Annotated in this window: 27 protein-coding genes; 17 read left to right on the top strand and 10 right to left on the bottom strand. The window is 67.7% G+C overall.

Annotated features, from left to right (window positions below; genetic code table 11):
* Positions 1-12: 12 nt before the first annotated feature.
* The 3 genes from wrbA (at position 13) to AC2A1N_RS08955 (ending at position 1503) form a co-directional block, all read left to right on the top strand.
* On the top strand, positions 13-606 hold the full coding sequence (gene wrbA / locus AC2A1N_RS08965) for an NAD(P)H:quinone oxidoreductase (protein ID WP_049438254.1): 594 nt from the start codon (positions 13-15) through the stop codon (positions 604-606).
* The gene (locus AC2A1N_RS08960; RefSeq protein ID WP_005415388.1) at positions 603-938 is read left to right on the top strand and encodes a DUF2069 domain-containing protein; all 336 of its coding nucleotides are present in this window, start codon (positions 603-605) and stop codon (positions 936-938) included. Before wrbA ends, AC2A1N_RS08960 begins: the two co-directional genes overlap by 4 nt.
* 79 nt (positions 939-1017) lie before the next feature.
* Entirely contained in the window at positions 1018-1503 is a 486-nt protein-coding gene (locus AC2A1N_RS08955; protein ID WP_010481766.1) for an asparaginase domain-containing protein, read from the top strand.
* A gap of 189 nt (positions 1504-1692) precedes the next feature.
* Here AC2A1N_RS08955 and AC2A1N_RS08950 read toward each other — a convergent pair whose 3' ends face one another.
* The 3 genes from AC2A1N_RS08950 to sufT all read right to left on the bottom strand — a co-directional run bounded on the left by AC2A1N_RS08950 (position 1693) and on the right by sufT (position 5551).
* The gene (locus tag AC2A1N_RS08950; protein ID WP_242893504.1) at positions 1693-3435 is read right to left on the bottom strand and encodes a S8 family peptidase; all 1743 of its coding nucleotides are present in this window, start codon (positions 3433-3435) and stop codon (positions 1693-1695) included.
* A gap of 410 nt (positions 3436-3845) precedes the next feature.
* The gene (locus AC2A1N_RS08945; RefSeq protein ID WP_005412326.1) at positions 3846-4940 is read right to left on the bottom strand and encodes a branched-chain amino acid aminotransferase; all 1095 of its coding nucleotides are present in this window, start codon (positions 4938-4940) and stop codon (positions 3846-3848) included.
* A 59-nt stretch (positions 4941-4999) separates the two neighbouring features.
* Entirely contained in the window at positions 5000-5551 is a 552-nt protein-coding gene (gene sufT / locus AC2A1N_RS08940) for a putative Fe-S cluster assembly protein SufT (RefSeq protein WP_005415385.1), read from the bottom strand.
* Between the two features lie 122 nt (positions 5552-5673).
* Here sufT and AC2A1N_RS08935 point away from each other — a divergent pair, with 122 nt between their 5' ends.
* The gene (locus AC2A1N_RS08935; protein ID WP_242893507.1) at positions 5674-6093 is read left to right on the top strand and encodes a hypothetical protein; all 420 of its coding nucleotides are present in this window, start codon (positions 5674-5676) and stop codon (positions 6091-6093) included.
* A gap of 111 nt (positions 6094-6204) precedes the next feature.
* Here the strand turns inward: AC2A1N_RS08935 and AC2A1N_RS08930 are convergent, their stop codons facing one another.
* Both AC2A1N_RS08930 and AC2A1N_RS08925 read right to left on the bottom strand, forming a co-directional pair.
* On the bottom strand, positions 6205-7665 hold the full coding sequence (locus AC2A1N_RS08930) for an NAD(P)(+) transhydrogenase (Re/Si-specific) subunit beta (RefSeq protein WP_484372052.1): 1461 nt from the start codon (positions 7663-7665) through the stop codon (positions 6205-6207).
* Entirely contained in the window at positions 7662-7982 is a 321-nt protein-coding gene (locus AC2A1N_RS08925) for an NAD(P) transhydrogenase subunit alpha part 2 (protein ID WP_005415382.1), read from the bottom strand. The genes AC2A1N_RS08930 and AC2A1N_RS08925 overlap by 4 nt, the downstream gene beginning before the upstream one ends.
* Positions 7983-8080: 98 nt before the next feature.
* On the opposite strand from AC2A1N_RS08925, the gene AC2A1N_RS08920 reads away from it, so the two are divergent.
* From AC2A1N_RS08920 to AC2A1N_RS08910, 3 genes are read left to right on the top strand one after another with little or no spacing between them, the layout of a single operon-like run.
* Positions 8081-8665, top strand: coding sequence for an RNA polymerase sigma factor (locus tag AC2A1N_RS08920; protein WP_242893513.1), 585 nt, complete (start codon positions 8081-8083; stop codon positions 8663-8665).
* On the top strand, positions 8662-8988 hold the full coding sequence (locus AC2A1N_RS08915) for a hypothetical protein (protein WP_061480122.1): 327 nt from the start codon (positions 8662-8664) through the stop codon (positions 8986-8988). The genes AC2A1N_RS08920 and AC2A1N_RS08915 overlap by 4 nt, the downstream gene beginning before the upstream one ends.
* Positions 8989-8991: 3 nt before the next feature.
* Positions 8992-9453 carry a DUF3106 domain-containing protein gene (locus tag AC2A1N_RS08910; protein ID WP_061480123.1) on the top strand — a complete coding sequence of 154 codons (462 nt, stop codon included), beginning with the start codon at positions 8992-8994 and terminating at the stop codon, positions 9451-9453.
* Positions 9454-9555: 102 nt separating this feature from the next.
* Here AC2A1N_RS08910 and AC2A1N_RS08905 read toward each other — a convergent pair whose 3' ends face one another.
* Entirely contained in the window at positions 9556-10635 is a 1080-nt protein-coding gene (locus AC2A1N_RS08905) for an NAD(P) transhydrogenase subunit alpha (protein WP_242893517.1), read from the bottom strand.
* Positions 10636-10686: 51 nt separating this feature from the next.
* Positions 10687-13008 carry a DUF1631 domain-containing protein gene (locus AC2A1N_RS08900; protein ID WP_032953949.1) on the bottom strand — a complete coding sequence of 774 codons (2322 nt, stop codon included), beginning with the start codon at positions 13006-13008 and terminating at the stop codon, positions 10687-10689.
* A gap of 331 nt (positions 13009-13339) precedes the next feature.
* On the opposite strand from AC2A1N_RS08900, the gene AC2A1N_RS08895 reads away from it, so the two are divergent.
* The 4 genes from AC2A1N_RS08895 to AC2A1N_RS08880 are packed head-to-tail and all read left to right on the top strand — an operon-like array spanning position 13340 to position 16194.
* Positions 13340-13921 (top strand): nitroreductase family protein, encoded by a 582-nt coding sequence (locus AC2A1N_RS08895; protein ID WP_005415376.1) that lies wholly within the window; start codon positions 13340-13342, stop codon positions 13919-13921.
* Complete coding sequence (locus AC2A1N_RS08890; RefSeq protein ID WP_242893520.1) at positions 13918-14853, top strand: 5'-3' exonuclease; 936 nt, start codon at positions 13918-13920, stop codon at positions 14851-14853. The genes AC2A1N_RS08895 and AC2A1N_RS08890 overlap by 4 nt, the downstream gene beginning before the upstream one ends.
* A complete protein-coding gene (locus AC2A1N_RS08885; RefSeq protein ID WP_111201063.1) occupies positions 14850-15404 on the top strand; it encodes an NUDIX hydrolase in 555 nt (184 codons plus the stop codon). Before AC2A1N_RS08890 ends, AC2A1N_RS08885 begins: the two co-directional genes overlap by 4 nt.
* On the top strand, positions 15397-16194 hold the full coding sequence (locus AC2A1N_RS08880; protein ID WP_242893523.1) for an N-formylglutamate amidohydrolase: 798 nt from the start codon (positions 15397-15399) through the stop codon (positions 16192-16194). The genes AC2A1N_RS08885 and AC2A1N_RS08880 overlap by 8 nt, the downstream gene beginning before the upstream one ends.
* Before the next feature lie 73 nt (positions 16195-16267).
* Here the strand turns inward: AC2A1N_RS08880 and AC2A1N_RS08875 are convergent, their stop codons facing one another.
* Positions 16268-17680, bottom strand: coding sequence for an MFS transporter (locus AC2A1N_RS08875; RefSeq protein ID WP_484372047.1), 1413 nt, complete (start codon positions 17678-17680; stop codon positions 16268-16270).
* A gap of 105 nt (positions 17681-17785) precedes the next feature.
* On the opposite strand from AC2A1N_RS08875, the gene AC2A1N_RS08870 reads away from it, so the two are divergent.
* Positions 17786-18670, top strand: a complete 885-nt coding sequence (locus AC2A1N_RS08870) for a LysR family transcriptional regulator (RefSeq protein ID WP_242893535.1) — start codon at positions 17786-17788, stop codon at positions 18668-18670.
* A 150-nt stretch (positions 18671-18820) separates the two neighbouring features.
* On the opposite strand, the gene pip is transcribed toward AC2A1N_RS08870, so the two are convergent.
* A complete protein-coding gene (gene pip, locus AC2A1N_RS08865; protein ID WP_134970571.1) occupies positions 18821-19762 on the bottom strand; it encodes a prolyl aminopeptidase in 942 nt (313 codons plus the stop codon).
* 48 nt (positions 19763-19810) lie between these two features.
* Positions 19811-20668, bottom strand: coding sequence for a peptide chain release factor N(5)-glutamine methyltransferase (gene prmC / locus AC2A1N_RS08860; RefSeq protein ID WP_242893529.1), 858 nt, complete (start codon positions 20666-20668; stop codon positions 19811-19813).
* Positions 20669-21023: 355 nt separating this feature from the next.
* Between prmC and ahpC the strand changes: the two genes are divergently transcribed.
* The 5 genes from ahpC (at position 21024) to AC2A1N_RS08835 (ending at position 25987) form a co-directional block, all read left to right on the top strand.
* A complete protein-coding gene (ahpC, locus tag AC2A1N_RS08855) occupies positions 21024-21587 on the top strand; it encodes an alkyl hydroperoxide reductase subunit C (RefSeq protein WP_049436466.1) in 564 nt (187 codons plus the stop codon).
* A 224-nt stretch (positions 21588-21811) separates the two neighbouring features.
* On the top strand, positions 21812-23404 hold the full coding sequence (gene ahpF, locus AC2A1N_RS08850; RefSeq protein WP_061480131.1) for an alkyl hydroperoxide reductase subunit F: 1593 nt from the start codon (positions 21812-21814) through the stop codon (positions 23402-23404).
* Positions 23405-23489: 85 nt separating this feature from the next.
* Positions 23490-24452: a LysR substrate-binding domain-containing protein gene (locus AC2A1N_RS08845; protein ID WP_049414506.1), complete on the top strand. Its 963-nt coding sequence runs from the start codon at positions 23490-23492 to the stop codon at positions 24450-24452.
* 123 nt (positions 24453-24575) lie between these two features.
* Positions 24576-24980 (top strand): nucleoside diphosphate kinase regulator, encoded by a 405-nt coding sequence (gene rnk, locus AC2A1N_RS08840; RefSeq protein ID WP_049414505.1) that lies wholly within the window; start codon positions 24576-24578, stop codon positions 24978-24980.
* A 50-nt stretch (positions 24981-25030) separates the two neighbouring features.
* Positions 25031-25987 carry a transaldolase gene (locus tag AC2A1N_RS08835; RefSeq protein WP_242893531.1) on the top strand — a complete coding sequence of 319 codons (957 nt, stop codon included), beginning with the start codon at positions 25031-25033 and terminating at the stop codon, positions 25985-25987.
* Positions 25988-26218: the final 231 nt, after the last annotated feature.

Genomic DNA, 26218 nt, shown 5'->3' with positions numbered 1-26218 from the left:
GAAGCGGGCACGATGGGCGAGATTCTGGTGCTGTATTACAGCCGGGGCGGTTCGGTGGCACGGCTGGCGCGCCAGATCGCGCGGGGCATCGGCGAAGTGCCGGGCATGACCGCGCGCCTGCGCACGGTGCCGCCTGTGGCCGCAGTGACCCAGACCGCGCAGCCGCCGGTACCCGACGATGGCGCCCCCTATGTAAGCGTGCAGGACCTGGTCGAATGCCAGGGCCTGCTGCTCGGCAGTCCGACCCGCTTCGGCAACATGGCCGCGCCGGTGAAGCATTTCCTGGATGGGCTGGGCGCCGAATGGGTCAATGGCACCCTTTCCGGCAAGCCGGCCGGCGTGTTCACGTCCACCGCATCCATGCATGGCGGGCAGGAATCGACCCTGCTGTCGATGCAGGTGCCGCTGCTGCACCATGGCTGCGTGATCGTCGGCATTCCGTTCACCGAACCGGCGCTGAGCCATACCACCAGTGGCGGCACACCCTATGGCGCCAGCCACGTCGCCGGTGCCGCCGACGACCCGCAGCCGACCGACGACGAAGCCGTGCTGGCGCGCGCGCTGGGGCGCCGGGTGGCCGGCATCGCGCAGCGGTTGGCCCGATGAGCGCCGCGCCGCGCACGGTCCTGCTGCTGGCCCTGATGGGGCTGGCCGCGCTGTTCGCCGGCTGGTTCATCAATGACAAGCACTGGCTGGCGACCCAACTGGTGTTCACCGCGCCGCCGCTGGCGCTGGCCATCGCCGTGCGCCTGGGCTGGCGCAAGGCCGGATTCTGGGCCTCGGTCCTGGCGCTGGGCTGGTTCAGCCACGGCGTGATGAGCGCCTGGAGCCACCCGGAAACGCGCTGGCTGGCGCTGATCGAGATCGCGCTGGCCCTGCTGGTGATCTTCAGCGCCAGCCTGCCCGGCCTGCGCGCCCGCTTCGGCAAGCAACGCTGACGCTGCGCCCGCTGGGCCGTATCATCTGCATTCCTGGCCCCGCGCCGCAGTACCTGTCCTGGTTTCGCGCATGCACATGATGGAAGAGCTCCTGGTCGTCACCACCGGTGGCACGATCGACAAGATCTACTTCGACGACAAGTCGGACTACCAGATCGGCGATCCGCAGATCGGCATGATCCTGCGCGAGCTGGGCGTGACGTTCCGCTTCAACGTGATTCCGATCCTGCGCAAGGATTCGCTGCACATCAACGATGAGGACCGCGAGCTGATCCGCGCCACCATCGCCGCGCAGCCGACCCGGCACGTCCTGGTGACCCACGGCACCGACTCGATGGTGCAGACCGGCAAGGTGCTGGCGACAATCCCGGACAAGACCATCGTGATGACCGGGGCACTGAGCCCGGCACGCTTCCGCGGCTCGGATGCGGAGTTCAACATCGGCTGTGCGATCGGTGCGGTGCAGTCGTTGCCGAGCGGCGTGTACATCGCGATGAACGGGCGGATCTTCGACCCGCAGCACGTGCGCAAGAACGTGGCCGCGAACCGCTTCGAGTCGGTCTGAGGAACCGCGTGCCGACCAAGCTCGGCACCTGCCAGAGCGCTGCCCTTGTAGTGCCGAGCCATGCTCGGCAACCGCGTGCCAGTGCGGCACAACGGTCCGCAGCCAGAGCAGCCGAGCATGGGCTCGGCCCCACAGAAGCAAGAACGCCCCGGCCGAAGCCAGGGCGTGCCCTTGGAGAGGGACTTGGGCTCAGTACTGGGCGTTGAGGGTCACGCCCGAGAAGGTGCTGTAGGCCTTCACCCGCACATACCACGTGCCAGCGGCAGGGCTGTTGATGGTGCAGGTCTCGCTGTTGCCACTCAGGTACGGACGGCAGGTGTAGCTGGTATCGGTCGGGGCACTGCCCTGGCGCACGTACAGGTCGGCATCGCCGCTGCCGCCACTGATCGTCACGCGCAGCTGGCTGCTACCGGCCGGAACGGCGACGGTGTAGTTCAGCTCGGCACCGGTCGCGGCGCCCAGGCCGGTCACCGGCACGTTGTTCTGCAGCACGTTGCCACCCGGGTTCGGGTTGCCACCGCCGTTGATCGCCGCATCCACGGCCGCGTTGGCGTCGACGATGCCGGCGCCGCAGCCACCCGAGCAGGCGCCCGGCAGCGGGCGTGCAGTGCTCTTGATGATGCTTTCGACCTGTGCCGGACTCAGTGCGCTCGGCGCCACCGACTGCATCAGCGCAACCACGCCGGCCACGTGCGGCGCCGCCATCGAGGTGCCGTTGTAGGACGCATAGGTGGCGCTGCCCGGCGTGGTGGTGCCGGTGTTGAGGGTGGACAGGATGCTCTGGCCCGGGCCGGAAATGTCGATGCCGGCACCGTAGTTGGAGAAGCTGGCACGCGCACCGGCCGAGGTCGTGGCCGCCACCGCGATCACGTTCGCGCAGTTGGCCGGCACCGACGAGGACACGTTGGTGTTGCTGTTGCCGGCGGCGACCACCACGGTGGTGCCACGGCTGACCGCGCCGTTGATGGCGTTCTGGTAGGTGGCCGAGCAGGTGCCGCCACCACCCAGCGACATGTTGATGACCTCGGCCGGGTTGGCGTTGGCCGGCACGCCACTGACGGTGCCGCCAGAGGCCCACACGATCGCGTCGGCGATGTCGGAGGTGTAACCGCCGCACTTGCCCAGCACGCGCACCGGGACGACCTTGGCATTGAACGCAGTACCGGCCACGCCGGTGCTGTTGTTGGTCACCGCCGCCACGGTGCCGGCGACGTGGGTACCGTGCCAGCTGGAGTTGGAGGCCGGGATGCCCGAGCCGCACTCGTTGGCGCCGTACCAGTCGCCCTCGTCATTCGGGTTGTTGTCGCGGCCACCGCCATCGCGCGCCATCGCGGCATCGCTGATGAAGTCATAGCCAGGCAGGATGTTGGCGTTGAGATCGGGATGGTTGGTGATGCCGGTATCGATCACGGCCACCACCACGCCGGTGCCGGTGGCCTTGTCCCAGGCCGGCCGCACGTTGATCGACGCGTTGGAGGTACCGAAGCCCCACTGTTCGCTGAAGCGGGTGTCATTCGGGGTCAGCGTCGCACGCATGATCTGGTCGACTTCGACGTATTCCACGTTCGGGTCGGCGGCGAGCTTGCGCATCAGCAGCTCGGATTCGGCCTGGTCAAGCGGGCGATCGGTCCTGATCAGGGTCGGGCCAACGGCCAGCTTGCGGACCTCCTGCAGGCCCAGCGCGCGGCCCTGGCTGCTGGCCAGGCCGGCGGCGGCAGTCTTCAGCGAAGAGGCCAGTGCGGTGGTGTTGGCCACCGGCGCACTGCCGTCGCGGTACTTCACGATGAAGCGCTGGTGCGTCGGCGCGGACTGCAGGCCGCTGAGCTGGACGTCACCGGCCAGCGCAGGCGTGGCCAGCAGCAGCGATGACAGAACGGACGCACCAAGGACCACCCACACTCGACGCACACGCGGTTGCGTTACCTGGGACATCAGTATTTCCCTTTCTTGTGGTGTGAATGCCGGAATCGGCAGAAGCACCGGCCCGAACCCTGGGCTGGCTTGCGTTGGCGAGGTTCGAAGTCCGATGAGTCAGCGGATCCCCCTAACGATCCGCCGTACATATGACGCTAATGGCCGAAACCGGACACCACAAGATTTTCAGCGTCTTTTCAGCAAGATGAAATGTTCGTTCTGAGACTTTTAGGGTCAAGGGTTTGTGAAGGTGAAGGAACTTTCTCGTGTCCTGCACAGACCTGACTGGGTCGTCACGTGTCCTGGAATGACTTTGCCGACATCGGCGCTCGGCCCCGGGCCCACAACGCAGAAAACCCGTCACGGGGACGGGCTTTCCGGAAGAGCAGCCGAGCGTCGGCTCGGCTCTACAGTTCAGCGTTGGGCGATCAGCCCAGCTTGACCAGCCAGTTGTGGCGGTCCGGCAGGCGGCCGTACTGGATATCGGTCAGTTCCTTGCGCAGCGACATGGTCACTTCGCCGGCCGGCGCGTTGATGTCGCCCACCGAGAAGCCCTCGCCCTTCAGCTGGCCGATCGGAGTGACCACCGCGGCGGTGCCACAGGCAAACACTTCGCTGATCGCACCGGAGGCGACGCCGTCCTTCCACTCGTCGATGCTGACCTTGCGCTCTTCGACCTTCATGCCACGGTCGCGGGCCAGCTGCAGGATGCTCTCGCGGGTGATGCCCTCGAGGATGCTGCCCGACAGTTCCGGGGTGACCAGCGTGCCGTCCTTGTAGACCAGGAACACGTTCATGCCGCCCAGTTCTTCCAGGTACTTGCCTTCGACCGGGTCGAGGAACAGTACCTGCGAGCAGCCCTGCGCCTGCGCCTTCTGCTGCGGGAGCAGCGAGGCGGCGTAGTTGCCACCGCACTTGGCGGCACCGGTGCCGCCCTTGGCCGCACGCGCGTACTCGGTGGACAGCCAGATCGACACCGGGGCAACACCCTTGGCGAAGTACGGGCCGGCCGGGCTGGCGATGACGTAGTAGCCGGCCTTGTGCGCGCCGCGCACGCCGAGGAAGGCCTCATCGCCGATCATGAACGGGCGGAAATACAGGCTCGACTCATCGGCCGAAGGCACCCAGTCACTGTCGACGGCGATCAGCTGCTTCAGCGATTCGACGAAGATCTCCACCGGCAGTTCCGGCAACGCCAGGCGCTGCGCCGAACGCTGCAGGCGACGGCCGTTGGCATCCGGGCGGAAGGTCCAGATCGAACCGTCGGCATGACGGTAGGCCTTGATGCCTTCGAAGATTTCCTGGCCGTAATGCAGCACGGCGGCGGCCGGGTCCAGCTGCAGCGGGCCGTAGGCGCGCACGTTGGCATTGTGCCAGCCGGCATCCTTGTCCCAGCGCACTTCCACCATGTGATCGGTGAAGTGCAGGCCGAAGCCCGGCTTCTCCAGGATCTTGGCGCGCTCTTCAGCGCTGCGCGGGTGGTCCGAACGGGTGACGGCGAAGCTGGGGATGGACTGGGACACCGGAGGATTCCTGTTCTGGTTGCGGGTAATGCCGGGCCCGCGTCACTGCGGGCCCTGGGTCAAAGCATGCCGGTCTCTAGCCGGGCCGCCTCGGACATCATGTGCTGGTTCCACGGCGGGTCGAACACCAGGTCGACGTCGGCCTCGGCCACTGTCGGGATCATTTCAAGCTTGCTGCGCACGTCGTCGACCAGGATCTCGCCCATGCCGCAGCCCGGGGCGGTCAGGGTCATCTTCACGTCGATCTCGCGCTTGCCCTCATCCAGGTGCTTGATCTCGACTTCATAGACCAGGCCCAGTTCCACGATGTTGACCGGAATTTCCGGATCGAAGCAGGTGCGCAGCTGCTGCCACACCAGCTGCTCCACCTGTTCATCGGTGGCGTCGGCCGGCAGCTCGAGCGGCGCCGGTGCCTCCTTGCCGATGGCATCGCCGTCCTTGCCGGCGATGCGGAACAGGTTGCCCTCGACGAACACCGAATAACTGCCGCCCAGCGCCTGGGTGATGTACCCATAGCTGCCGGCAGGCAGGGTCACGGTGTCGCCCTGCGGGACCATCACGGCCTCGCAATCGCGTTCGAAGTGGACAGGTTCGCTGCTACGGGAATACATGGGGACCGATATGGGGCCGTGGCCGTGGCCACGCAAGACGGCATTCTAGCCCAGCCGCCCCCGCACCGCCGGTGCACTGCGGCAAACCACAGTATCCTGTGGGTGATCTTCTGGGAGCTTCGATGTCCTCCAATGCCGCGCGTGCCAGGACCGTGACCTGGCTCTGGCCCCTCATGCTGTTGCTGGGCCTGTTTGTCGCTCCCCTCGCCTGGATGGTCCTGGCGCTGATGACCGGCCGGCAGGTCGGCTGGATGGCGGTGCTGGCCGCCCTGGAACTGGTGTTCATGCTGCGCCTGGGCACGCTGGGCCCAGGCCGGCTGCGCGTCGCCCTGGTCGTGCTCGGCACCCTGCTGGTGGCCGCCGTGGCCAACTGGGCCATCGCCAGCGCCTGGATGGGCGGCTCGATCGGCCTGGATCTGTGGGACGCCACGATGCGGATGGGCCCGCACCTGGCCTGGACCCTGATCACCCTCGCCAATGGCGCAATGGAATGGCTGTGGCTGGCCGTGGGCGTGGCCGTGGGCGCCTGGCTGGCGCGCTGACCGCGCAGATCCACGTCACGCGTGGATGAGGGTAGCGCCGGGCCATGCCCGGCGAGCGCAGCGGTCCGCACGAAACGCCGCCGGGCATGGCCCGGCGCTACCGGTACGGCCTCAATGCCCGCCGTCGAGCGCCTTCAGCTCGCTCACCAGCGAGGCCGCCGCTTCGGCGCCGTCGCCATAGAGCATGCGGGTGTTGTCGGCGTAGAACAGCGCATTCTCGATGCCGGCAAAACCGGTGCCCTTGCCGCGCTTGATCACCACCACGTTGCGCGCGTTGACCACGTCCAGCACCGGCATGCCGTAGATCGGGCTGGCCGGGTCGGTCCGCGCCACCGGATTGACCACGTCGTTGGCACCGATCACCAGCACCACGTCGGTATTGGCGAATTCGGGGTTGATGTCGTCCATGTCGGCGATCAGGTCGTAGGGCACGCCGGCCTCGGCCAGCAGCACGTTCATGTGCCCGGGCATGCGCCCGGCCACCGGGTGGATCGCGAACTTCACTTTCACGCCACGCTGGCCCAGCCGCTGCGCCAGTTCCCAGATCTTGTGCTGGGCCTGCGCCACCGCCATGCCGTAGCCGGGCACGATCACCACCCGCTCGGCAAAGGCCATCATCGCCGCGACGTCCGACGCTTCGATGGGCTTCTGCGCGCCGGTGATCGCCTGTGCCTCGCCTCCGGCACCGCCGCCGAAGTTGGAGAACAGCACGTTGCGGATCGGCCGGTTCATCGCCTTGGCCATCAACCGGGTCAGCAGGATGCCGGCCGCGCCGACCATCATGCCGGCGATGATCAGCGCCTCATTGCCCAGCACATAACCTTCGAAGGACACCGCCAGGCCGGTGAATGCGTTGTACAGCGAGATCACCACCGGCATGTCGGCGCCACCGATCGGCAACGTCATCAGCACGCCCAGTACCAGCGCCAGCACGAAGAAAGCGACGATTGCCGAGGTGTTGAGCGTGCTGGCCGCGATGATCGCCAGCACCGCCACCGCCAGTGCCACCATCAGGTTCATCACCTGCTGGCCGGGCCAGGTCACGCGCTTGTCCAGGCGTCCGTCCAGTTTGGCCCAGGCGATCACCGAACCGGACAGCGAGACCGCACCGATCGCCGCGCCGACCACCGCCAGCAGCAGCACCATGCCGGAGGGCTGGCGCGCGGCCAGGTCGGCCAGCGCCTGCTCGCTCCAATGGCGGGTATCGCGGTTGGCAAGGAAGGCATAGCGCAGCAGTTCCACCGCACCGATCGCCGCCGCCGAGCCACCGCCCATGCCGTTGTACAACGCGACCATCTGCGGCATGTCGGTGATGGCCACCTTGCCGGCCGACCACCAGGCCAGGCCCGCGCCCAGCAGCAGTGCGACCAGGATCAGCGGCACGTTGTGCAGTTCAGGCAGGAAGAACGTCGCCACCGTGGCCAGCAGCATGCCCAGCCCGGCCCAGCGGATGCCGCTGCGCGCGGTCAGCGGCGAAGCCATGCGCTGCAGACCCAGCAGGAACAGCGTGGCGGCGACGAGGTAGCTGGCCTTGACCAGCCAGTCGAGCAGTTCGACGGTGCTGATGTTCAAGCCTGTGGCTCCTTCGGTTCGTCCCTGCCGCCCTTGGGCGCGCTCGGCTTGAACATCTCCAGCATGCGCGCAGTGACCACGTAGCCACCGGCGGCATTGCCGGCACCGAGCACCACGGCAAGGAAGCCCAGCGCCTTTTCCAGCGGCGTCTGCGCGTGCCCCAGCACCACCATCGCGCCGATCAGCACGATGCCGTGGATGAAGTTGGAACCCGACATCAGCGGGGTATGCAGGATCACCGGCACCCGCGAAATGATCACGTGGCCGGCGATGGCCGCCAGCATGAAGATGTACAGCGCTACGAACCCGTCACTCACTGGCAACGCTCCCGCTCTGTCTTCGTCGGCCCATCATAACCACGGGCTGAACCCGGCGCGCCCCCGGCGTCAACCGCGGCGACGCTCACGCGTTGTCGATGGTGAGCCCGAGCGAGGAACCGTACCCTGTGCTGGTGAGCAGCCCCGTCCCCCCGAGCGCCGACACCGATGCCATGCCGGCATCGCTGGAGGCGTTCCTGGCCAGCGTCGGCCCGCGCGCGTTCCGTTTCGCCGAGGCCGGCCTGCGCCAGCGCGAAGACGCCATGGACGCGGTGCAGGACGCGCTGATGCGCATGCTGGACTACGCCGACAAGCCAGCGGCCGAATGGGCGCCCCTGTTCTGGAGCATCCTGCGCCGCCGCGTGATCGACCTGCAGCGCCGGCGCCGTTTCCGCCTGCCGTTCTGGCGCGACAACCAGGACGCCGACGGAGGCGGGATCGACTGGGCCGACCCCGGCCCGGACCCGGCGCAGGCGCACGAACAGCGCCAGCAGTACCAGCAACTGGTGCAGGCGCTGCGTACCCTGCCCGCACGCCAGCGCGAGGCCTTCACCCTGCGCGTGCTGCAGGACCTGGACGGGGCCACCACCGCCCGCGCCATGGGCTGCAGCGAAGGCGCGGTAAAAACCCATCTGGCACGCGCCCGGCAGGCGCTGCAGGACTACCTGGAGACCCACCCGTGAACCGCTCCCTGCCCTCCGATGACATGCTGCGCAACCTGCACGCGCAGTCGCTGCAGGCGCTGTCACCGGCCACGCTGGCACGGTTGCGCCAGGCCCGCCACGGCGCCAGCACGGCTCGTCACGGGCGCTGGCGCTGGTGGCTGGCCAGCGCCTGCTCTCTGGTGGTGGCGCTGGGGATCGGCCTGCAGTTCAGCGGCCACAGCCCCCTGTCGCCCGCCGTGCCGGCACCGGTGCTGGCCTCGGTGGAAGACAACAGCGCGCTGTACGACGAAAATCCCGATCTGTACCTGTGGCTGGGCGATACCGACCTGGCGATGGAGTGAACCATGTCCCGACTGCATACCCTGCCGCTGCTGTTGACCCTGTTGCTGCTGCCGGTCTTCCCGGTACTGGCGCAGAGCGCAGCGCCCGCGCCTGCTGCACGCCCTGCGCCGGGCGCCACGCTGCCTGCGTGGGAGCAGCTGAGCGAATCCCAGCGTGAGTCCCTGCTGGCGCCGCTGCGCGACCGCTGGAACAGCGCCGATGCCGGCCAGCGCCAGCGCATGCTCTCGCATGGCCAGCGCTGGCAATCGATGAGCCCGGAGGAACGCGACAAGGCCCGCCGCGGCCTGCGCCGCTTCGAGCACATGAGCCCGGAACAGCGTGAGCAGGCCCGGGCCCTGTTCGGTCAGATGCGGGATCTGCCGCCCGCGCAGCGCGACGCGCTGCGCGAACGCTGGTCACAGATGACGCCGGAGCAGCGCAAGGACTGGGTGCGGGAGAACCCGCCGCCGGCGAAGCCGCGGTAAAGGCAACGTTCAACCCTTTGTGGAGCCGAGCCCACGCTCTGCTGCTCTATCGCGCCTGCGCAAGCCGAGCATGGGCTCGGCTCTACAGGAGCCACATGAGGTTCACCCCTGCCAGCGGGTCTTGGCCAGCAGCTCGTCGTCCCAGTCGAACGCCAGCTGGCCCTCGCGCACGAACAGCGCAACGAAGTTGAGCAGGTTCCGTGCATACATTTCGCTGGCCTGGGTCGCGCCGCGGCTGGCCAGGCCCAGCGGACCGTCGATGGTCACGCCCTGGTGTTCGATGCACTGCCCCGGCAGGGTCAGTGCGCAGTTGCCGCCGCTCTCCGCTGCCAGATCAACAATGACGCTGCCGGTGGCCATGCCTTCCACCATCGCAGCGGTCACGATGGTCGGCGCCGGGCGGCCGGGTACCGCAGCCGTGCAGATCACCACGTCCACACTGCGCAGGTGGTCGGCCAGCCGACGCTGCTGCTCGGCGCGCTCGTCATCGGTCAGCGCCCGCGCATAGCCTCCCTCGCCCGCCGCGCTGACCCCAAGGTCCAGGAAGCGTGCACCCAGTGACTGGATCTGCTCGCGGGTTTCCGGGCGCACGTCGAAGCCTTCCACCTGTGCGCCGAGGCGGCGCGCAGTGGCGATGGCCTGCAGGCCCGCCACGCCGGCACCGATCACCAGCACCTTGGCCGGCCGCACGGTGCCGGCCGCAGTGGTCAGCATCGGGAAGAAGCGCGGCGCGCGTTCGGCGGCGATCAGCGCCGCCTTGTAGCCGGCCATGCCGGCCTGCGAACTGAGTACATCCATCGCCTGCGCACGGGTGGTGCGCGGCAGCTGCTGCAGCGGGAACAGCTGCAGGCGACCATCGGCCGCCAGCGCGGCCAGCGCCGGATCGCTGGCCGGGGCCAGCAGGCCGACCACGCTGGCGCCCGGCTTGAGCTGTTCCAGCACCGCCGCAGGGGGGGCCTGCACGCACAGCAGGATATCGATCTCGGCCCAGCGGCCCGCGTCGAAGACGCGTGCACCGGCATCGTCATAGGCGGCGTCGGTGAAACCAGCGGCCAAACCCGCGCCCGCCTCATACCAGACGGCAATGCCCAAGGCCCCGAGCCTGCGCGCGGTCTCCGGCGTCAGTGCCACGCGCCGTTCGCCCGGCGCGGTCTCCTTGATACCCAGCAACGCCACGGCCATGCAGGTCCCCGCTGATCGGTGAGTTTCCCGATCCTAGCAGGCAGCCCCCGCTCAGTGCAGCGTGGCGCTGCCCGGGTCGAGGCGATCGATCACGCCCTGCATGGCGCTGTCGAAGGCGCCATCATCAACGTGGGCACGCAGGCGGCCCAGCCGCATCATCACCGCCAGCTCTTCCGGCGAGGCCACGCAGAAGCGCACGCCGCGACGGTTGACGAACAGCAGGCGCGAGGAAATCGGGCTGACCCAGGACAGCTTGCCCGCCTGCACCTTGCCATCCTTGTCGACGAAGTCCAGCCAGTTGCCGATTTCCATGCGGCGGAAGCGGTCGGCATCGGCGTTGTCGAAATCGTCGGCATCAATCTGCCCGCCAAGCTCAACCGCCGGCGATTCAGCCACTGGCGGCGCCGGCAAGGCAACCTGCGGCAGCTCCGGCAGCGCACGCTGCAGTTCCGGCCGCGATTCGGCGATGCCCTGCAGGGTGTCATGCAGGGCATCAATGGCGGCGGTGGCCGCATCGCCGTGCACGCCGACGCTGGCAAACACCTTGGCCAGCACCGGCTGCCAGGCCTGCAGCCACGGCTTGCCGACGATCTGGCGGCGGGCCTCGGCCACTTCCTCAAGCAGGCCATCGCCAAGGCTCAATGCCTCGGCCACCGACGCGCCTTCTTCTCCCTCGCGCAGCAGCGCCAGGGTCAGATGATGCTGCCACGGCTGGCGCAGGAACTCGGCAATGGCCGGCGGCAGCGTGGCGTCACCGATGCGGCGGTCCAGTTCCGCACCGGCCCGGCTGCGGGCCATTTCCAGCTTTTCCTGGCCGCGCTGCGTTTCTGCGGCACGGCGCTCGGCGATTTCCACGCGGCGACGATGCTGCACCAGGAATTCGCGGAATTCCTCTTCCAGGGTCAGGAAGATCGCCAGGTTCTCGTTGAACTCGGCCACCAGGCGCTCGATGATCTCTTCGACCTTGGCCATCAGCATGCGCTCGGCCTGGCTCTCGCCGGTGTTGCCCTCGCAGGCCTCGGCCAGCGAGTTGAGCAGCTTGCGCGCCGGGTGGGTCTTCTGCACGAACATGCGGCGGTCGAGCATGGCGACCTTGACGAAAGGCACCACCAGGCGGCCGATCAGTTCGCGCGAGCGGCCTTCCAGTTCACGCTCGTCCAGCATCACGTCGAACAGCATGCCGACCAGGTCGATGGCGTCCTCATCCTGCGGGTCCAGCCGGGTCTGGCCCGGATCGACGCCAAGCTGGGTGGCGCTGGACAGCACTTCGCTCTTCAGGCGCTGCGCCAGCGATTCGCCGTCCTCGCCGATGGCCGCGCGCAGGGTAGCGCTGGGCGTGGCCTGCAGCAGCGACAGCACCGACATCATTTCGCGCTGGCTGAGCGGGCGCTGCTGGCCAACCGCCACCTGTGCCGCAGACGTGGCGTCCTCACGCACGTGGCGGGTCTGCTGCAGCAGTTCGTGCAGCGCTTCCAGCAGCATGCCCTGCTGGCCAGCGTAGGCCTCGCCGGTGGCACCGTCATCGCCGCCCAGGTGCTGCTGCATATGCCCGCGGCGCTCGGACCAGCGGGCGGCAAAGCGCTGCGCCCAGGCCGGTGCAGCCTGCTCGTCATCGCTGAACCCCGGATCGACGCCCGCGCCGTGGCGATGCTCGACCAGGTCATCCAGCATGCCGGCCATGCGCGGATCCGGTGCCGGCGGTTGTGGGCGCTGCGGAGCCCCCATCTGCGACATCACGCCGGCTGCGGCCAGCTGCTCGTCCAGCTTCTCGTAGATGCGACCGACCGGTGCACGCAGGTCGCGCTCGCACAGCTTGATCAGCACCAGATGCACTTCCGGGGCCAGTTCACAGCCGGCAAAGGCTTCGTGGATGGCCACGCCCAGGTGTTCGGGGCTGATCGGATTGTGGTCGGCGTCCAGTTCCGCGCCGCCGATCAACCGGCCCAGGCGGCGATCCAGCCGCGCCAGCACCGGCTTGAAGTCACGCAGCAACACAGTGGCGAAATTGCGCACCGCCAACCGTGATTCCAGCACATGCTCGGCCAGCAGGCTGAGCCCATCCTCGGCCGGCCCGGACAGGGTCGCCTCGGCTGACAGCGGCTCACCAGCCTCCAATGCGGCCCAGGCCTGCTGCAGGTGGCCTGCGAAAGCAGCCGCGATGTCCTCACGGCGCCGGCGCAGTTCGCGCATCGCGTCCAGGAACAGCAACTGCGACGAGCCGGCATTGCCGGCGCGGTCGAACAGGGCATCGTCGAAACGCGCCAGTGCCGCCCCGAAGGCCTGGCACAGCGCGGGCAGGACCATGTCCCGGGCACGCTGGAGCTGGGCCGGGTCACGGCCCGGCGATCCCATCGGTGTGGGCACGCTCATCATTCGGGAAGGCTCCCCACCTTCTCTGGTACGACAGACAGCATGGACATCGCGGCTTCCGGCACACCCCATGTACCGGAACGTCGATGGTAGGCCGGCCAGCCCGTCACGGACAGTGAAACAGTCCTCACTTCAAACCTCATGACCGGCGGCCCGGCAAGACAGATATCGTAAGCCGTGCAAGGCCCACGAGGCGAGGGGAAGCGGCTGTCCGTTTCCCGCCAGTGGCATGATGTTCATCACAGTTTGGTATTCAAGGGCCGGACGCGACACAAACGGCGTCATTGACCACCCCGACTATAATCAAACGCCCGTGATGACCGGTTCAGCCTCCATGCCCGACCCTGCCGCCCTGCTCGCCCTGGATGCCCGCCGCTCGGTGCCCTCGCGGCAACTGGGCGAGCCCGGGCCGGACCCGGCCACCCTGCAGCGGATGCTGGCCTCGGCGGTGCGCGTGCCCGACCACGGCAAGCGCGTGCCGTTCCGCTTCCTGAAAATCGCAGGCGATGCACGTCACACTCTGGGCGACTTCCTGGCTGAACGCAGCCGCCAGCGCGACCCACATGCGGGCGAGGCCGTGTTCGAGAAGGACCGCCAGCGTTTCAGCCACGCACCGCTGGTGATCGTGGTGGTGGCCAGCCCGCGGCCGGACCCGAAGGTGCCCGAACAGGAACAGCTGATGACCGCCGGCTGCGTCTGTTTCGCCCTGCTGCAGGCCGCGCAGGCGCTGGGTTTCGGCGCGCAGTGGCTGACCGCCTGGATGGCCTTCGATCCGGCCGTGCAGGCCCACCTGGGCCTGGTCGACGGCGAACGCATCGCCGGCTTCATCCACATCGGTACGCCCAAGGCCGACGTACCCGAGCGCGAGCGCCCCGACCCGGCGGCCCTGCTGCGCGACTGGACGCCCCCAGCATGACCCTGCCGGCCGCCCCGCCGTCGCTGTACCTGGTTGATGCCAGCATCTACGTGTTCCGTGCCTGGCATTCACTGCCAGACCAGTTCCAGGACGCACAGGGCTGGCCCACCAATGCGGTGCACGGCTTCGCCCGCTTCCTGCTGGACCTGCTCGAGCGCGAGCGCCCGCGGCACATCGCCATCGCCTTCGACGAAGCGCTCGACAGCGGTTTCCGCCATCGGCTGTATCCGGCCTACAAGGCCAACCGCGAGCCGGCACCGGAGGCGCTCAAACGCCAGTTCGTGCACTGCAAGGCGCTGTGCGCGGCGCTGGGCCTTGCGGTCCTGGCCCACCACGACTACGAGGCCGACGACCTGATCGGCAGTGCCCTGCACGTCCACCGCAGCAGCCATCGCGGCGTGATCATCTCCGCCGACAAGGACCTGTCGCAGCTGCTGGTCGACCATGACGAGCAGTGGGACTACGCCCGCAACCAGCGCTGGGACGTGGCCGGGGTGAAGGCGCGGCACGGCGTGCACGCGCACCAGATCGCCGACTACCTGGCGCTGTGTGGCGATGCGGTGGACAACATTCCCGGTATCAGTGGCGTCGGCAGCAAATCGGCCGCCGTGCTGCTGGCCCATTTCGGCAGCATGGATGCGCTGTTCGAACGACTGGACGAAGTGCCGTTCCTGCGCCTGCGTGGCGCTGCACAGATGGCAGTGCGGCTGCGCGAGCAGCGCGAGCACGCCCAGCTCTGGCGCCAGCTGACCACCATCGCGCTGGACGCGCCGTTGGAGGGCAGCCAGCCCGGACTGCTGCGCCAATCGGCCGATCCAGAGCTGCTCGGTGGCCTGTGCCAGACCCTGCGCTTCGGCCCGATGACCCGCCGCCGGCTGTTCGACGCCGCCGGCGTGGCCGATCCTCTTCCCTCCCACAGCGAGCCCGCATGAGCCAGCGCAATACCGAAGCCCCGCGCGTCGTCTACGAAGGCAAGTACCAGCGCATGCTGGTGCGCGGTACCTGGGAATACAGCGAACGCACCCATGCCGGTGGCCTGGCCGCGATCATCATCGCCGTCACCCCGGAGGACAAGGTGCTGTTCGTCGAACAGTTCCGTATACCGCTGCAGGCGCCCACCATCGAAATGCCGGCCGGCCTGGTCGGCGACATCCACGCCGGCGAATCGATCGAAGTCTCGGCGGTGCGTGAACTGGAAGAAGAAACAGGTTGGACCGCCGATCACGCCGAAGTGCTGATGATCGGCCCGACGTCTTCCGGCGCCAGCAGCGAGAAGATCGCCTTTGTGCGCGCCACCGGCCTGCGCCGCATCGGCGAAGGGGGCGGTGATGACAGCGAGGACATCACCGTGCACGAGATTCCACGCAATGAGGCTGCAGCGTGGCTGGTGCAGAAGATGGGCGAAGGCTACGAGCTGGACGCCAAGCTCTGGGCCGGGCTGTGGATGATCGAGCACCACCTGGACGGGCGCCCGCGTGGCTGACGCGGACCTGCACAGGCTGCCTGCGTTGCTCGGCGCCGACGACCCGGCGATCTACACGATCCACCGGGCGCAGGGCGTCTCGCCCTACCTCCTGCTGGCCGACCACGCCGGCCAGCAGGTGCCGCGTGCGCTGACCGGGCTCGGCCTGCCCCAGGCCGAGCTGGACCGCCATATCGGCTGGGACATCGGCATCGCCGGCACCACCCGTGCACTGGCCGAACGGCTCGATGCCTGGGCGATTGAACAGACGTACTCGCGGCTGCTGATCGACTGCAACCGCCCACTGGCCTCACCGACGCTGATCCCGGAGGTGAGCGACCACACCGTGGTGCCGGGCAATGCCGGGCTGTCGGCGGCGCAGCGCCAGCAGCGCATCGATGCGATCCACGCGCCGTACCATGCACGCATCGAGACCGAGCTTGATGCGCGCCGTGATGCCGGCCAGCCCACCCTGCTGGTGATGATGCACAGCTTCACCCCCGTGATGAACGGCACGCAGCGGCCCTGGCACGCCGGCGTGCTGTACCACCAGGACATGCGTTTTGCCCATGCACTGCTGCAGGCATTGCGCGACGAAGGCGACCTGGTGGTGGGGGACAACGAACCGTACTCGGTCAGCAGTACCAGCGACTACGCGGTGCCGGTGCATGGCGAAGGTCGCGGGCTGGTGCACGTGGAACTGGAGATCCGCCAGGACCTCATTGCCGATATGGCTGGGCAGCAGGCGTGGGCCGAGCGGTTGGCGCGGATCTTCAGCGCGCTGCAACCGGAGTTGCTGGCGCGGGGTTGAACGCGCGTGCATCCATGCCGAACCGGTAGTGCCGGCCGCTGGCCGGCACATCCTTCCACGGCAACCCCTTCAATCATGCCTCGTTGGCCGGGCAGACGGTGGCGGCCGATTCGGCCGGTGCCGGGCGCAGGCCCAGCGCGATCACCACGCCGAACAATGAAAACAAGGCGGCACCGTATTCGGCGCGCACCAGCCCGGCCAGTGCACTCGGCGAACCGGCTGTATCGGCATCGGCATTGGCCACCATCACCAGCACCGCCAGGCCCAGCGCACCACCGATCTGCTGCGCGGTCGCCGCCATGCCAGATGCAACACCCTGCTGTGCGGACGGCACGCCCTGCCCGGCCACGATCCACATCGAGGTCCAGGTCATGCCCTGGCCGATGCTCAGCACTACCACGCCGGGCAGCAGCGGCCAGAAGTTCGCGCCGTGCGGCAGCGTCGCGGCCACCCAGGCGATACCGATGGCGCCGGCCAGCTGCCCGACCACCAGCACCTTGCGCGCGCTCCAGCGCTGCAGCGTCCACACGGCCAGCTGGATGCCGACCGTGCACACCGCAGTGGCGGGCAGGAATGCCAGGCCGGCCTGCAGCGGGCTCCAGCCGTAGCCGTCCTGGAAGTACAGCGCCATGAAGTAGTACTGCACCCCATAGCTGCTCATGAAGGCGAAGGTCAGGCCCAGTGCCGCGCGCAGTCCGGGCAGCCGCAGCAACGCGAACTGCATCAGCGGATCGCGGCTGCGCTGTTCGATCTGCACGAACGCCACCAGCAGCAGCACCGACAGCAGCAGGCAGCCCAGCGTGGCCGGCGCAGTCCAGCCCCACTCCGGCCCTTGCACGAGGGTAGTGACCAGCAGGCTGCCGCCGGCAGTGACGGTGATGCAGCCGGCCAGATCGAACGAGCGGCCCTGCGCACGCGGGCCATCGGCCGGCAACCACGCACCCGCAGCCACCGCGCAGGTGGTGGCCAGCGGCACGATCACCGCCAGCACCGCCGGCCAGCCGAACGCCTGGGTCAGCACGCCACCGAGCAGCGTGCCCAGCGCCAGGCCCACCGCGCTGGCCATGCTCCAGATCGCAAGTGCACGGTTGCGCACCGGACCTTCCGCATACAACGTGTTGATCAGCGCCAGCGTGGCAGGGAACAGCAATGCCGCGCCGATGCCCTGCGCCGCACGCGCGATGATCAGCAGGGTGGCGTTCGGCGCCAGCGCGCCGAGCAGCGATGCCAGTGCGAACAGCAGCATGCCCAGCCGGTAGAAGCGGCGGCGGCCGATCAGGTCGGCGGCACGGCCCCCCAGCAGCAGGCTGCCGCCGAAGGCCACGGTGTAGGCACTGACCACCCATTGCAGCTGCTGTGCGTTGATCTCCAGCGCGCGCCCCATGTCATGCAGGGCGACGAAGATGATGGTGGCGTCCAGGGCGATGATCAGCTGGGCGGTGGCCAGCAGGGCCAGCGCCCAGCGCGGGTACTTGAGGGGAGGCATCGACGGTCCGGTGCTGTGGGGGAGCGCAGTCTCATTGATGCAGAGCTATCAATAAACCCCTTTCCGGCCATATCTGTCATGATTTTCAGCATGAATGGAACCTCGATGGACCTCAATGCCGTGCGCATGCTGGTGCAGGTGGCCGAAGCACGCAGTTTCACCGTCGCCGCCGGGCAGCTGGGCCTGAGCCAGTCAGGCCTGTCGCGCGCGATCAGTCGGCTGGAGGCCACGCTGGGGGTGAAGCTGCTGCAGCGAAACACCCGCAACGTGGCACTGACCCCGGATGGTCGCCAGTTCGTCGATCAGGTCGCGCCCCTGCTGTGCGGTCTCGAAGACGCCGAACGCCAGTTGGCCGACCGTCCGTGCACGCCCTCGGGCACCCTGAAGATCAGTGCGCCCTCGATGTTCGGGCGCAAGGTGCTGGTACCGCTGCTGGGGCCGATGCTGCAGCAGCACCCACAGCTGCAGGTGGAAACCGTGCTCAACGACCGCCTGGTCGATCTGGTCGAGGAAGGCTTCGATGCCGCGCTGCGCACCGGCGTCATCGCCGACCAGCGCATCGTCGCGCGGCCACTGCGGCCGCTGCGCTGGGTGACGGTGGCCAGCCCGGACTACCTCGACCGCTGTGGCGCGCCCGACGATGTGGCCGCCTTGCGGGATCATGCCTGCCTGGCGGTGCGCAACCTGCGCAGTGGCCGGCTGGTGGACTGGCAGTTCCTGCAGGACGGCCAGCTTCACGACTTCACGCCACCGACGCGGATGGTGTTCGACAGCGGCGATCCGCTGGTGGAAGCGGCGATCGCCGGCATCGGCATCGTGCAGGTGATGGATTTCGCGGTGGCCGACGCCTTGGCCGACGGCCGCCTGCTGCGCGTGCTGCAGCCGTTTGAAGGCCGCAGCCGCGCGCTGTCACTGATCTACCCACCGTCGCGCCAGCATTCGCCGAAGCTGCAGGTACTGGCCGACGCGTTGCTGGCTGGGGACTGGTAGCGCCGGCCGCTGGCCGGCGCCTGCGCAAATCCAGACGTTTCACGTGTGGACTGCGGTAGATCCACGCCATGCGTGGAGGGGGGTTGGTAGCGTCGGGCCATGCCCGGCGCTACCGGTGCGGCGTTGCCGGCCAGCGGCCGGCACTACTGGTCAGGCGAAGCTATCGGTGGCGCGCACCAGCGCATCCACGTTCTCGGCCTCGAACGCCGAGTGGCCCGAGGCCGGGGTGATTTCCAGCTTCGCCTTCGGCCACACCTTGGTCAGGTCCCAGGCGTTGGCCAGCGGGCAGACCACGTCGTAGCGGCCGTGCACGATCACGCCCGGGATGTCGGCGATGCGGTGCGCGTCGCGCAGCAGCTGGTCTTCCACCTCGAAGAAACCGCCGTTGACGAAGTAGTGGTTCTCGATGCGGGCAAACGCCAGCGCGAAATGCGGGTCTTCGTGGCTGTTGATGAAGTCATCGTCCACGTGCAGGAAGCTGGTCGCCCCTTCCCACACCGCCCACGCCTTGGCCGCTTCAAGGCGGGTGGTCTCGTCGTCGCTGGTCAGGCGGCGGTGGAAGGCCGAGATCAGGTCATGACGCTCCACCAGCGGAATCGGCTTGAGGTAGTGCTCCCACGCATCCGGGAACAGGCGGTTGGCGCCTTCCTGGTAGAACCACTCCAGCTCCCAGCGACGCAGCATGAAGATGCCGCGCAGGACCAGTTCGGTCACGCGCTGCGGATGGGTTTCGGCATAGGCCAGGGCCAGGGTCGAGCCCCAGCTGCCACCGAACACCTGCCAGCGATCAACCTTCAGGTGCTCGCGCAGCTTCTCGATATCGGCGACGAGGTCCCAGGTGGTGTTGTCCACCAGATCCGCGTGCGGGGTGGAACGGCCAGCACCGCGCTGGTCGAACAGGATGATGCGGTACTTGGATGGGTCGTGGAACTGGCGCATCTTGTCGCTGCAGCCGCCACCCGGGCCACCATGCAGCATCACCACCGGCTTGCCTTCCGGGTTGCCGCACTGTTCGAAGTACAGCGTGTGGCGGTCGTCGACCTTCAGGGTGCCGACGTCGTAGGGGGTGATGGCGGGGTACAGCGTACGCATGCTTGCAGCTCCAGGGTGATGCCCTGCCGGGGCAGGAGAACCTCCATTCTAGGCCGGACGCCGGCCCAGGGTGATGCGATCGCGCTGCTCCAGGTCCTGCACGGTCTGCACCTCGGCAAATCCCGTCGCCTCGAACAGTGCCCGGATCGCGGCGCCCTGGTCCCAACCGTGCTCGATCAGCAACCAACCGCCGGGCCGCAGGTGGGCCTGGGCACCCTCGACGATGCGGCGGATGTCATCCAGGCCGTCCATGCCCGAGGCCAGCGCGGTAGACGGTTCGAAGCGCAGGTCGCCCTGTTCCAGGTGCGGGTCATCGCTGGCGATGTAGGGTGGATTGCTGGCAATCAGATCAAAACGCGCGCCCTGCAGCGGCGCATACCAGTCGTGCCCGCCTTCGGCGAAGCGGACGTTGCGCAGATCATGGCGGGCGGCATTGCGCGCGGCCACGGCCAGCGCGCCCGGGCTGGCATCGGTGGCCAGCACCTGTGCCCGGGGCCGTTCGCTGGCCAGTGCCAGGGCGATCGCACCGCTGCCGGTACCGAGGTCGGCCAGCTGCAACGCCTGGTCCGGCGGCAGTCGCTCCAGCGCCAGCTCGACCAGCAGCTCGGTTTCCGGACGCGGGATCAGCGTGGCCGGGTCGACCTCCAGGTCCAGCGTCCAGAATCCGCGACGGCCGGTCAGGTAGGCCACCGGCTCACCGGCCACGCGGCGGGCCAGCAAGGCTTCGAAGGCGGCCTGGTCATTGGCGGCCAGCGGATCGGTGGCATGGGCGAACAGCCAGCTGCGCGGGCGGTCCAGTACATGCAGCAGCAGAAGTTCGGCTTCGTGGCGGGCGTCGACACCGCCCAAGCGGGCACTGGCGTCGGCTACGACCTGACGCAGAGTGGGTTCGGGTTGGAAAGACATGTCTCAATTGTAGAGCCGAGCCGATGCTCGGCTGCTGCTGGAACAGCCGAGCATCGGCTCGGCTCTACAGATCCACCGTCGAGCATGGCTCGACGCTACAAAAAAGCTGGAATCCGTTCAGGTTTCGCCAGAGGGTATAAGGAGGGGCTATCAGCCCTCTTCACACATCCCGGGCGATTTTCCTTGCCACACAAGCAGTTGCAGGATGGGAGCGGCATGGTTCAGTGCTGGCTCATGGCCTTTTGATAGACTTCATCTATCAAATAGATCCAATCAATGGATTGTTCTTATCGCCAGCGAGTCGGTAACCTAGCTCCTGTCGATTCACCCACTCCCCTTCACCAGAGGAAAAATGATGTCCCTCATCAACACCCAGATCCAGCCGTTCGAAGCCAACGCTTACCACAATGGCGAGTTCATCAAGGTTTCCGACAACAGCCTGAAGGGCCAGTGGTCCGTCCTGATCTTCATGCCGGCCGCCTTCACCTTCAACTGCCCGACCGAGATCGAAGACGCGGCCGACCACTACGCCGAGTTCAAGAAGGCCGGCGCCGAGGTCTACATCGTCACCACCGACACCCACTTCTCGCACAAGGTGTGGCACGAAACCTCGCCGGCCGTCGGCAAGGCCCAGTTCCCGCTGGTCGGCGACCCGACCCACCAGCTGACCAACGCCTTCGGCGTGCACATTCCGGAAGAAGGCCTGGCCCTGCGCGGCACCTTCATCATCAACCCGGAAGGCGTGATCAAGACCCTGGAGATCCACTCCAACGAGATCGCCCGTGACGTGTCCGAGACCCTGCGCAAGCTGAAGGCTGCCCAGTTCACCGCCGCCAACCCGAACCAGGTCTGCCCGGCCAAGTGGAAGGAAGGCGAGAAGACCCTGACCCCGTCGCTGGACCTGGTCGGCAAGATCTAAGGCAGTACCGGCCTGCCGTGGCCCTACGCCACGACGCGCCTTCATCCCCGTGCCGGTCCCCCCGCCGGCGTGGGGGTGAACCCAAGACAGCCAACGCGCGCCAGCTTTGGCCAGCCAGCCCCTTCCACGGTCGCTGTCTTGGGTTCACCCCTACCCCCTGCTGGTCCGCTACCTTCTACAGCGGTGCCACGCCCCCTGTTTGCCTGAAGCCAGGAGATGACCCGATGTTGGACGCCAACCTGCAGTCGCAGCTGAAGACCTATCTGGAGCGCGTGACCCGCCCGATCCAGATCACCGCGCACGCCGACGACGGCGCCAAGTCGCAGGAAATGCTGGAACTGCTGCAGACCCTGGAAAGCCTGTCGGACAAGATCTCGCTGCAGGTCCTGCGCGATGGCCAGGGCCGCGTGCCGTCCTTCGACCTGGGCACGCCGGGCCAGGACATCCACCTGACCTTCGCCGGCCTGCCGATGGGCCACGAGTTCACCTCGCTGGTGCTCGCCCTGCTGCAGGTCGGCGGCCACCCGTCCAAGGCCACCGCCGAGCTGATCGAGCAGGTGCAGAACCTGGAAGGCGAGTACAGGTTCGAAACCTACTTCTCGCTGTCCTGCCAGAACTGCCCGGACGTGGTGCAGGCGCTGAACCTGGCCGCGGTGCTCAACCCGCGCATCCAGCACGTGGCCATCGATGGCGCCCTGTTCCAGGACGAAGTCGAGAAGCGCGAGATCATGTCGGTGCCGACCGTGTACCTCAACGGTGAAGTGTTCGACCAGGGCCGCATGACCCTGGAGCAGATCGTGGCCAAGCTGGACACCAATGCCAGCAAGCGCGATGCCGAGAAGATCGCCGCCAAGGATGCTTTCGACGTGCTGGTGGTCGGTGGTGGCCCGGCTGGCGCCGCAGCGGCGATCTACGCCGCACGCAAGGGCATCCGCACCGGCATCGCCGCCGAGCGTTTCGGTGGCCAGGTGCTGGACACCATGGCGATCGAGAACTTCATTTCGGTGAAGGAGACCGAAGGCCCGAAGCTGGCCACGGCGCTGGAACAGCACGTGCGCGAGTACGAGGTGGACATCATGAACCTGCAGCGCGCCAGTGCGCTGGTGCCGGCCGGCGAAGACGGCCTGGTGCAGGTGCAGCTGGAGAACGGCGCGGTGCTGAAGTCGCGTTCGGTGATCCTGTCCACCGGCGCGCGCTGGCGGCAGATGAACGTGCCGGGCGAGGACCAGTACCGCAACAAGGGCGTGGCCTACTGCCCGCACTGCGATGGTCCACTGTTCAAGGGCAAGCGCGTGGCGGTGATCGGCGGCGGCAACTCCGGTGTGGAAGCGGCCATCGACCTGGCCGGCATCGTGTCGCATGTAACCCTGCTGGAGTTCGATTCCAGCCTGCGTGCCGACGAAGTGCTGCAGAAGAAGCTGCGCAGCCTGGGCAACGTCACCGTGCTGACCAGCGCACAGACCACCGAAGTGCTCGGCGACGGCAGCAAGGTCACCGGCCTGGTCTACAAGGACCGCATCGGCGGCGATGCCCACCGCGTCGAGCTGGAAGGCATCTTCGTGCAGATCGGCCTGCTGCCCAACACCGAGTGGCTGAAGGATGTGGTGGCGCTGTCGCCGCGTGGCGAGATCGTCATCGATGACCGCGGCCAGACCAACCTGCCGGGTGTGTTTGCTGCTGGCGATTGCACGACGGTGCCCTACAAGCAGATCATCATCGCCATGGGCGCCGGTTCCACCGCCGCACTGAGCGCGTTCGACCACCTGATCCGCTCGTCGGTGAGCAACAGCAGCGGTGCCGTTGCTGAAGCGGCCTGATCCACCGTTCCCAGATCACCGGGAACATTGTCTGCCTGTCGGGTAACCACGCCGTCAGCCGGTCCGTTACCCCTGGGGTGTAAGGATGAACCTACGTGATCTGAAGTACCTGGTAGCCCTGGCCGACCACAAGCATTTCGGCCGGGCTGCCGCGTCCTGCTTTGTCAGCCAGCCGACGTTGTCCACGCAGATCCGCAAGCTGGAGGAAGAGCTCGGCCTGCCCCTGGTGGAACGCGCACCGCGCAAGGTGATGCTGACCCCGGCGGGCCAGGAAGCAGCAGCACGGGCGCGGGTGATCGTGTCCGAAGTGGAACAGCTGAAGGAAGCGGCGCGACGCAGCCGCGATCCGGAAGCCGGCACGGTGCGCCTGGGAATCTTCCCGACCCTCGGCCCGTACCTGCTGCCGCATGTGATCCCGCGCATCCGCGAGCGCTTCCCGGAGCTGGAACTGCTGCTGGTCGAGGAAAAGAGCGACGTGCTGCTGGACCGCCTGCGCGAAGGCAAGCTCGACGCCGCACTGCTGGCGCTGCCGGTGATCGACGACCAGCTGCATGCCGAATTCCTGTTCGAGGAGCCGTTCCTGCTGGCTGTCTCCGGGCGCCACCCGTTGGCCCGTCGCGAACATCTGGACGTGCAGGAACTGGCGACGCAGAAGCTGCTGCTGCTGGAAGACGGGCATTGCCTGCGCGACCAGGCGCTGGAAGTCTGCCGCCTGTTCGGCGCCAACGAGAAGTCCGAATTCCGCGCCACCAGCCTGGAAACGCTGCGGCAGATGGTCGCCGCCGACGTCGGCATCACCCTGCTGCCGAGCCTGTCGGTGCAGCCGCCGGTGCCGCGCTCGAACAACATCCGCCTGCTCGACTTCACCGGCGAGGGCCGTCCCAGCCGCCGCATCGCCATGATCTGGCGCCGCAGCTCGGCCATGAACGACTTCCTGATGGACCTGGCCGACCAGTTCAAGCGTCTGCCGCAGGCGCTGTTCACGCTGGAGGCGCTCGACGCCGGCAGCGATGCACCGGCCCTGCCCGGCCCCGCGCTGAACGGCTGAGCCCCCGCCGTACCGGCCTGGAATCGGCAGGAGTCGATTCCGGCCGCATTTGTCCCCACAATACAGACAGGCGGCGCCAGCAGGTGCCGCCTTTTGCATGGCTTTCAACCAAGGAGCGTCACCATGAACACCGCCAGCGGCCTGCCGCCGTCGATCACCGTTTCTACCTTCGACATGGACCGCCTGGACGCCATGCTCGAATCTCCCGCGCTGAGCCAGACGCCTGCCGCGCTCGCGCTTGCTGAAGAACTCAACCGGGCCACCGTGCTGGCACCGGACCAGATTCCCGAAGGCATCGTCATGATGCATTCGCGCGTGGAGTGCGAAGATGAAGTGTCGGGCGAAAAGCACGTCCTGACCCTGGTCTTCCCCCGCGAAGCCAACGTCGATGAAGGCAAGGTTTCCGTGCTGGCCCCGGTCGGCAGTGCCCTGCTCGGCCTTTCGATCGGCCAGAGCATCGACTGGACCGCGCCCGGCGGCCGCAAGCTGCGCCTGCGCGTGACCGCGGTCCACAACGACCGCCCCTGATTACCGCTGCGCACCGCGCGCGATTCGATCCCCCTGTCCCAGGAGCCGTAATGAGTACCCCGTCCAAACTGTCCCAGCTGCGCGAACTGTCCGTGGTTGTTGCCGATACCGGTGACTACGAGGCGATCAAGCGCCTGCAGCCGGTAGACTGCACCACCAACCCGACCCTGGTGAAGAAGGCGCTGGACCTGCCGGTCTACGCCGAGCTGATCGAACGCGAACTGGCCTGGGGCCGCCAGCAGACGGGCGACCGCGAAGCCGTGGTGCACGCCGTGGCCGACCGCCTGACCATCGGCGTCGGCGCGCTGCTGAGCACGCTGGTGCCGGGCCGGGTGTCCACCGAGGTGGATGCCGACCTGGCTCACGACACCGCTGCCACCGTGGCCAAGGCCCGCCAGTTCATCCAGATGTACGCCGATGCCGGCGTGCCGCGCGAGAAGATCCTGATCAAGATCGCCGCGACCTGGGAAGGCGTGGAAGCCGCGCGCATCCTGCAGACCGAGGGTATCGACTGCAACCTGACGCTGATCTTCAACCCGACCCAGGCGCTGGCCTGCAGCGAAGCCGGGGCGTTCCTGATCTCGCCGTTCGTCGGCCGCATCCTGGACTGGTACGTGGCCAACGGCCAGGCCCCGGCCACCATCGATGAAGACCCGGGCGTGAAGTTCGTGCGCGGCGTGTATGCCGAATTCAAGCGTCGCGGTTCGCTGACGGTGGTGATGGGCGCCTCGTTCCGTTCGACCGCGCAGATCGAAGCACTGGCCGGCTGCGACCGCCTGACGATTTCGCCGGACCTGCTGGAGAAGCTGGACGCCGACCACGGCGAGCTGCCGCGCAAGCTGGTGGCCGGTGCCGCCGATGGCGCGGCGGTGACGCCGATCGATGCGGCCAAGTTCGCGGCGGACCTGGCGGCCGATCCGATGGCCACCGAGAAGCTGGCAACCGGTATCGAGGCGTTTGCCAAGGATCTGGAAGCGCTGCGCGAGCGGATCCGCGCGGCACTGTGAGGATTCCGGCCAACGGCTGAGCCCCTCGTGGCGGGGGGCTCAGAGCAAAAGCCGTGCTGGGTCGGGCGGGTTGGGTTCGCGGGAGACGCCGTGAATCCATCCCTGGAGGCTTGGCCGCCGCATCCATGCGGCGGACTGATCTGGCCCCCTGAAAACGGACGCCATGAAGCCGTTTCAGGCGGCAGCCCGGAGCTGCCGGGCGTAGTTGTTAGGCGAGTGGTAGCCCAGCGC

Source organism: Stenotrophomonas maltophilia group sp. SKK55, assembly GCF_057179845.1.
The sequence above is the reverse complement of the archived record's forward strand: the minus strand, read 5'-3'. Positions and strand labels throughout refer to the sequence as shown.

Coding starts and splice junctions, on each gene's coding strand:
- AC2A1N_RS08845 (WP_049414506.1), top strand. CDS start 23,490: ATGAACCTACGTGATCTGAAGTACCTGGTAGCCCTGGCCGACCACAAG.
- AC2A1N_RS08910 (WP_061480123.1), top strand. CDS start 8,992: ATGTCCCGACTGCATACCCTGCCGCTGCTGTTGACCCTGTTGCTGCTG.
- AC2A1N_RS08890 (WP_242893520.1), top strand. CDS start 13,918: ATGACCCTGCCGGCCGCCCCGCCGTCGCTGTACCTGGTTGATGCCAGC.
- AC2A1N_RS08950 (WP_242893504.1), bottom strand. CDS start 3,435: ATGTCCCAGGTAACGCAACCGCGTGTGCGTCGAGTGTGGGTGGTCCTT.
- ahpF (WP_061480131.1), top strand. CDS start 21,812: ATGTTGGACGCCAACCTGCAGTCGCAGCTGAAGACCTATCTGGAGCGC.
- AC2A1N_RS08900 (WP_032953949.1), bottom strand. CDS start 13,008: ATGATGAGCGTGCCCACACCGATGGGATCGCCGGGCCGTGACCCGGCC.
- AC2A1N_RS08885 (WP_111201063.1), top strand. CDS start 14,850: ATGAGCCAGCGCAATACCGAAGCCCCGCGCGTCGTCTACGAAGGCAAG.
- AC2A1N_RS08870 (WP_242893535.1), top strand. CDS start 17,786: ATGGACCTCAATGCCGTGCGCATGCTGGTGCAGGTGGCCGAAGCACGC.
- prmC (WP_242893529.1), bottom strand. CDS start 20,668: ATGTCTTTCCAACCCGAACCCACTCTGCGTCAGGTCGTAGCCGACGCC.
- wrbA (WP_049438254.1), top strand. CDS start 13: ATGGGCGAGATTCTGGTGCTGTATTACAGCCGGGGCGGTTCGGTGGCA.
- AC2A1N_RS08935 (WP_242893507.1), top strand. CDS start 5,674: ATGTCCTCCAATGCCGCGCGTGCCAGGACCGTGACCTGGCTCTGGCCC.
- sufT (WP_005415385.1), bottom strand. CDS start 5,551: ATGTATTCCCGTAGCAGCGAACCTGTCCACTTCGAACGCGATTGCGAG.
- AC2A1N_RS08920 (WP_242893513.1), top strand. CDS start 8,081: ATGGTGAGCCCGAGCGAGGAACCGTACCCTGTGCTGGTGAGCAGCCCC.
- ahpC (WP_049436466.1), top strand. CDS start 21,024: ATGTCCCTCATCAACACCCAGATCCAGCCGTTCGAAGCCAACGCTTAC.
- AC2A1N_RS08955 (WP_010481766.1), top strand. CDS start 1,018: ATGGAAGAGCTCCTGGTCGTCACCACCGGTGGCACGATCGACAAGATC.
- AC2A1N_RS08875 (WP_484372047.1), bottom strand. CDS start 17,680: ATGCCTCCCCTCAAGTACCCGCGCTGGGCGCTGGCCCTGCTGGCCACC.
- AC2A1N_RS08960 (WP_005415388.1), top strand. CDS start 603: ATGAGCGCCGCGCCGCGCACGGTCCTGCTGCTGGCCCTGATGGGGCTG.
- pip (WP_134970571.1), bottom strand. CDS start 19,762: ATGCGTACGCTGTACCCCGCCATCACCCCCTACGACGTCGGCACCCTG.
- AC2A1N_RS08895 (WP_005415376.1), top strand. CDS start 13,340: ATGCCCGACCCTGCCGCCCTGCTCGCCCTGGATGCCCGCCGCTCGGTG.
- rnk (WP_049414505.1), top strand. CDS start 24,576: ATGAACACCGCCAGCGGCCTGCCGCCGTCGATCACCGTTTCTACCTTC.
- AC2A1N_RS08835 (WP_242893531.1), top strand. CDS start 25,031: ATGAGTACCCCGTCCAAACTGTCCCAGCTGCGCGAACTGTCCGTGGTT.
- AC2A1N_RS08905 (WP_242893517.1), bottom strand. CDS start 10,635: ATGGCCGTGGCGTTGCTGGGTATCAAGGAGACCGCGCCGGGCGAACGG.